This window comes from Rathayibacter agropyri (assembly GCF_013249015.1).
Taxonomy (GTDB): Bacteria; Actinomycetota; Actinomycetes; order Actinomycetales; family Microbacteriaceae; genus Rathayibacter; species Rathayibacter agropyri.
Window position 1 is genome coordinate 1 of record NZ_JABRPL010000013.1, and the last position, 5,767, is coordinate 5,767.

Consider the following 5,767-nt stretch of genomic DNA (forward strand, 5'->3'; position numbering starts at 1 on the left):
CGGGGCGGACATTAATCTGCGCTCACCCAGGTTCGGTCTTCCACTGACGATGCTTGTCACGGATATTTCGGCCAGCCGCGAATATTTGCGGGCCGCGTTTGCTGCGGTCACGGCGCACTCTCGACCTGACTTGACAGCGCATGTCGATCGGCGGCGTCAGGCCAGCGTGGGGCAGTATCTTGCGGATAACATGTTCGGTTTCATGCGTGATGAGGTTCGCGCGTATGCTGCGGCGACCGGGCAAGATATCGACGTGATCTCATGAGACGGAAGCAGGGTATGGAGATTATTCCTCAGGCGGGGGCCTGTCTGATGACGGTGAACGCGTGGGAGGGTCGCGCTCCGGTGCGGTGGATGCTACGCGAGCCCTCGAACGCACCGGTCGACAACGGCTGGCGCATCATGAGCGCCGCGGACAGCAGCGAATACCTCGCCGACTCGGACAACTGGCGCATCACCGATTTCAACGATGCCTGCGAAATCGAGCCCGCTCTGATCGGCATCTACGACCTACCGGTCGGAAGCGATCTACAGATTGTTGTTGATGAGCGTGGCAAGCGCGTAGTCGAGACTCCGACCGGTCGCGAGTTGACACCCGATCAGATGTACGTCCCACCAGACCAGCGACGCTGACTATCTCGGCAGCGATGCCAGTATGGAACAGCTGCGGGACTTCGCGACCGATCGGCACTCCATCGCGCGAACGCGTCACACCTGTGGTATCCTCGGGTATCGCCGACCGCAGTCGGGTGCACCACCGAAGGAATCTTGGTCGAACAGATTTTCATCCGGCAGGCCCCACGTGCCCGCTTCTCAATTGTGTGATTCAAGAATAGGAAAAGCGGGAAGAGTTATGGATGCTTATGTACTTGGGAAAACCGTTGGCGCAGTTGCTTTCGTCGTACTTGTTGCCTGGCTCATTATCGGTGCGATCGTCAAGACCGTGAGATTTAACGTCATCAGGAAGCGGCACGGCGAAGAAGCTGCGCGAGAATTTTGGAATTCAAGGAAGAGGCGAGCAAAGAATTAGCTGCCTCTCCTGAGATGATCTGTCAATGCGGCTCCGCGTTCGCCCGAGTTATTGCTGAGCTCGACGAGCGTGTCCGGTACCCCAGCGGTGACGGAGTCGATGATCGCCTGTAGGAGCTTCTTACTGAGTTGGTGAAGAGTCGGCTCCTCGGTGTGCAGCGTCCGGCGCTCCTTGTAGAACGGATTGTTCTTCATCCCGCGTCTGTACCGTGGAGGTCCAGTTGGACCGCCTCTGGCAGTTGGTCGTATAGCTCACTCGACGCAGCTCCGTCGGGAACGCGAGGAACGGCGTGAAGCGCTCCCACGCGTCCTCGAACACCTGCGCTGATCGCGGGTTCGCCTGGCCCAGCGCGGACGCTCTGAACGCCTGCAGCGCGGCCAGAGCGGCGTCCGCGGTCGGCGCCTGGTAGATCGGCTTCACCGCCGCCGCGACGGCCTTGCGCTGCCCGTAGGCGACGAACCGCATCGCGTGACGGATCAGGTGCACGACGCACGTCTGGACCATCGATTCCGGCCAGGTCGCCTCGATCGCCTCGGAGAACCCCGTCAGCCCATCGACGCAGACGATCAGGACGTCGCGGACGCCGCGGTTGGCGAGCTCGGCGCAGACGGACGCCCAGAACTTCGCGCCCTCCGCGTGTTGAATCCAGATGCCCAGGACGTGCTTGATGCCGTCCATGTCAACGCCCACAGCGATGTGCGCGGTCTTGGTGCGCACGTGCCCGCCGTCGCGGACCTTGATCACGAGAGCGTCGAGGTAAATCACCGGAGAGAACGCCTCCAGCGGTCGGCTCTGCTACGCCAAGACCTCGTCCACAATCTCCTCGGTGATGGTCGAGATCGTCTCGTGACTGAGGTCCACTCCGAGCGTGGAGACGAGGTGGTGCTCAATGTCACGCACGGTCATGCCACCGGCATAGAGAGAGATGATCATCTTGTCCAGCTGCGAGAGCCGCCGACAACCCGTCGGAACCAGCCGCGGCGTGAACGTGCCGTTTCGGTCGCGCGGGATCCGCAACTCGACATCGCCGACGTTCGTGGCCACCGTCTTCGGGAACGACCCGTTACGCGAGTTCTCGTGCAACGCCGCGCCCGGGTCGCCTTTCTCATAACCGACATGCTCGGTCAGCTCAGTCCGCAGACCCCGCTCAAGGCCCGACTTGATCAGCTGCTAAATGAACCCGTCATCCCCATCGAGCTGAACCTCGCCCGCGTCGATCTTCGCGAACAGATCATCCAGCATCCCCGACTCGATCAGTCGTCGAGAACCCTCCGCCTGCACCTTGCGTCGCTCTTCACGCGACGCCCTATCAATAGCCAACAGTGTCACTCCTTCCGTAGGGAGACCCACCCCTTACACACACCATTTGACACGCTTGACCGAGGGGATGCTGGAGTATTGCGAGCAGAACCAGCAGGTCGCATCCGACGGGTGGGACGCCCTGTTCCCCGGGTACGCCGACGACGTCGAAGCAGAACAGGAACGGCAACGGAAAGAGAGAGCCTGCTGGGGGCTGCTCCGGGACGGACTGCGGATCGTCGCCGGTCCTAGTCGCGGGGCGATGCGCTCGGCGATTTCGCCTGTCGACCGGGTCGCTGTCGAGATACAGTTCAAGGATCCTGATCGGGCCCGGACGAGGCAGGTCATCCGACCGCGGACATGCTTGATGGCAGTTTTGCACTGGACAACCTGGTCAGCCAAGCCTGGAAGGTGCCTGCGTTGTCTCCGTTCAGGCTCTCTTTCTTTTGCGGAATGCGCCGCTGAGTACGGTTGCGAGGATTCCGGCGAGCAGTCCGCCGCCGAACACGGCCGCCCACTGCGGGTCGAACCAGCTGACCGGGTCGGTGATGCTGGCGGCGGCTATCTGGTCTGGTGTGATGTTCTTCGCGTTGATGGGCGCGGCGAAGAAGTCATAGATGCTGCTCGTGTCCACGCCCGGTGTTCTCGTGTTCGCGAGGACGGTTGCGAAGTTCGCGTAGTAGGCCTGGCTTTCTTTGAGGCCGGTGTTACCTGTGGCGACGAAATTGTTGAGTCCTGTGAGGACGTTCTCGGTGCCGTCGAATGTCGTCGTGGCGTTCTTCAGAAGTGCGTCGAACTGGCTGGTGTTATCGGGCACGGTTCTTGCGCTGCTTGTGATCTGGCTGCCGGTCTGTGCGGTCTGGCTGACGAGCCCGGTGATGCTGGTGCGGAGTTCATCGCTGCTATCGACATAGAGCCCGGAGCTGTCTGGGGTGTGGCTGCTCCAGTCGCCTATCTCGAGACTGGTGACGGTGTTCTCTGTGAGAGACGCCTTTTTGAGGCTCGCGATCGTCTCGTTGTACCAGGTGTCCACGTTCGTCAGGGCGGAATCGAACGCCGGGGCAGGGAGGCCGGTGCGGAGCGAGTCGCGGGAGGTCTCGAGCGCGAGGATCTCCGCCTGCAGGCTCGCGACAAGCGTCGGATCAACCACAGCGGCCGGAACCGACGGGCCCGTTGGATTGGCAGGGTTGGTCGGGTTGGCAGGGGGGGTCTGGTTCGAAGGGTTGGCGGGGTTGGCGGGGTCGGTCTGGTCGACAGGATCGGCCGAGGCGCTGAGACGTGTTCGGATGGCTTTGAGGTTCTGGATTCTCGTGTCGAGATCGGCAGACAGCTTGTCGACCGCGAGGGTGTGATCTGCTGTGTACTGCGCGATCGCCTGCTGGAGTTCGGCGATCCTGCCATCCAGGTGCGGCGGAATGGTACCGTCCGGGCGTGTGCAGGGCGCGGGGAGATCTGTGGCGTCGCGCCCTGCCAGCTTGCACAGCGTGCTGGTTCTCAAGGCCTCGAACTGGGAACCGTAGAAGCTCCGATCAGACGCTGCTTGATCGGCGATGCCCTTATTGCTGTTGGTCGTGTTCGTCTGCGCGATCTCTTGCTGCCTGCGCGCGTACTGATCGATATTCGGCAGCTGCCCGGAGAGCGCTTCGCTGCTCGTGGTGAGCGAGTCCGCGACCGACTTCGTGAACGTGTTCTGAGCTTCCACGGTCGCCGCGTTGACGTCTTTGAGACCTGTTGCGGTGGACACAAAGTTCTCCATGTGGGGAATCGTGCCCGAGAATGGTTTCTGCACATCCGCGGTCAGGGCCGCAATGAGTGCTTCCTGGTTGCTGAGGGTCCCGTGCATATTCCCGTCGGCCTCGGCGAGGTTATCTGCTAGGGAGGCGTAGTACATCTTGATGACGCTCTCGTTGAACCCATTCACTATTGCGACGATCCTGCTCTCCAGCAGCTGATCCGCTCGCTTGTCCGCTTGCGGTTCGAGCTTGTACTCGACTGTCGCTTTCGTGGGGGTGGTCTTCTGGAGTGTCAGGATGTCGCGCGTGAATGACTGCGGAATGTACAAGATCGCATCGACAGAGCCATCGGTGTACGCCTTCTCAGCGACCGAGCGGGAAAGCACGATCCAGTTGTACTCGGAATCCTTCGAGATCCGGTCGACGAACGACGTGCCAAACGTGTACTCATCACCATTGAACTCGGAGGCCAAATCCTCGTTCACCAATCCCACCGTGGGCCTGACATCATCGGCGCTCTGCGCGGCATCAGCATTCACAGCCACGAAACTCATGCACAGCGCGACCAACAGCATGGCTGTCGAGGACAGCCGCGCAAGCCTCGATCGTGGTTTTGTCGACACGTTCGCCATATACATACTCCTTCGACTACCTTCAGCGCACTCGCGTCCCATCGTAATGCTCAGGGCGATCACTCACGGACTCACCGCTGATCGAACCGCGGACGCGACAATTGCTGGGCAACTACCGCCTTGCAGAGCTTCGAAGCAACCGAGGCGACGGTGCACGCAAGCGGAAGGCACCCACCGAAACTGCGCGGTACGGCGAACGAGGTTGACCCGAAAGAGAGGCACATCACTCCGCTCGACAAGACAAGGAGGCTGGCGGACTTCGTCGCTGCAGGCCGCAAGGCCACCGGCGCGAAGGGCTGCAGCGGCGCTAGCCTCGTCGGCAGCAACCGCAGCCCACAGGAGCTGGCGAGGGTCTGCGAGTGGACCAACGGGTAGTCAGCTCAGATCGTGGCCGGATCCCGACCAACACGGTCGAGGTGACCGAGGACGTGTCGGTCGCGATCGAGGCGGCGGACCCCTCCGGCCGCGTCGACCTCGCGCTCGGCATCGGCGGCACCGCGGAGGGACTCGTCGCCGCCTGCGCGGTGCGCGCCCTCGGCGGCGTGATGAAGGGACGACTCGCCCGGCGGTCGAGCGGACGAACGCCCTGGCGTCCGGCCTGGGACTGCTGAGGGTTTGGTCGACTCCTGGTGTGTGGTGGCTGATGGTCGCTGCTGGGAGGATGGTTGTCATGCCTAAGCCGTGTCCGGAGGAGTTTCGTGGGGATGTCGTCGCGGTCGCCCGGAGAGGTGAAACGCCTTTTGCGCAGGTCGCGAAGGATTTCGGGATCTCGGAGAACTCGATCATGAACTGGATGAAAAAGGCTGATATTGAGGACGTCGCCCACCGGTTCGCGGTCGGGTAGGACAAATGGAAGAACCTCGCTGCGGCCGAGACCGTTCACCCGTCATCGACGACGAGCCGGCCGTGCGTGGGACAACGTCCCGGTCAGACTCGACGCCGTAGCAGCTCCACCTCAACCGGGAGGTCCTCCTCCCGTCTCACCGACGACAGCGAGTGGGGTGACCCAGGGATTCCGGACGGTCCTCCTGAACTGATTGGATGACGTATGCAACAACGCAGTCATCGGGGTG

General features: G+C 62.0%; 4 protein-coding genes and 2 pseudogenes. 4 read left to right on the top strand and 2 right to left on the bottom strand.

All coding sequences use genetic code 11. The features are described 5' to 3' along the window. Together HRF29_RS14450 and HRF29_RS14455 are read left to right on the top strand one after the other, a co-directional pair. Positions 1-265: hypothetical protein (locus HRF29_RS14450; protein ID WP_222929665.1), on the top strand; the 265-nt coding region annotated here is incomplete at its 5' end. Between the two features lie 14 nt (positions 266-279). Further along, a complete protein-coding gene (locus HRF29_RS14455; protein ID WP_173249554.1) occupies positions 280-633 on the top strand; it encodes an immunity protein Imm33 domain-containing protein in 354 nt (117 codons plus the stop codon). Positions 634-1,246: 613 nt separating this feature from the next. Here the strand turns inward: HRF29_RS14455 and HRF29_RS14460 are convergent. Then, positions 1,247-2,272 (bottom strand): annotated as a pseudogene (locus HRF29_RS14460) (IS256 family transposase); the annotation flags it as partial. A gap of 487 nt (positions 2,273-2,759) precedes the next feature. Next, positions 2,760-4,694: a type VII secretion protein EsaA gene (gene esaA, locus HRF29_RS14465; RefSeq protein ID WP_173249555.1), complete on the bottom strand. Its 1,935-nt coding sequence runs from the start codon at positions 4,692-4,694 to the stop codon at positions 2,760-2,762. Between the two features lie 359 nt (positions 4,695-5,053). On the opposite strand from esaA, the gene HRF29_RS14470 reads away from it, so the two are divergent. Continuing rightward, positions 5,054-5,305: a fructose-bisphosphatase class II gene (locus HRF29_RS14470; protein ID WP_222929667.1), complete on the top strand. Its 252-nt coding sequence runs from the start codon at positions 5,054-5,056 to the stop codon at positions 5,303-5,305. Between the two features lie 59 nt (positions 5,306-5,364). Continuing rightward, a pseudogene (locus HRF29_RS14475) lies at positions 5,365-5,511 on the top strand (transposase); the annotation flags it as partial. Positions 5,512-5,767 lie beyond the last annotated feature (256 nt).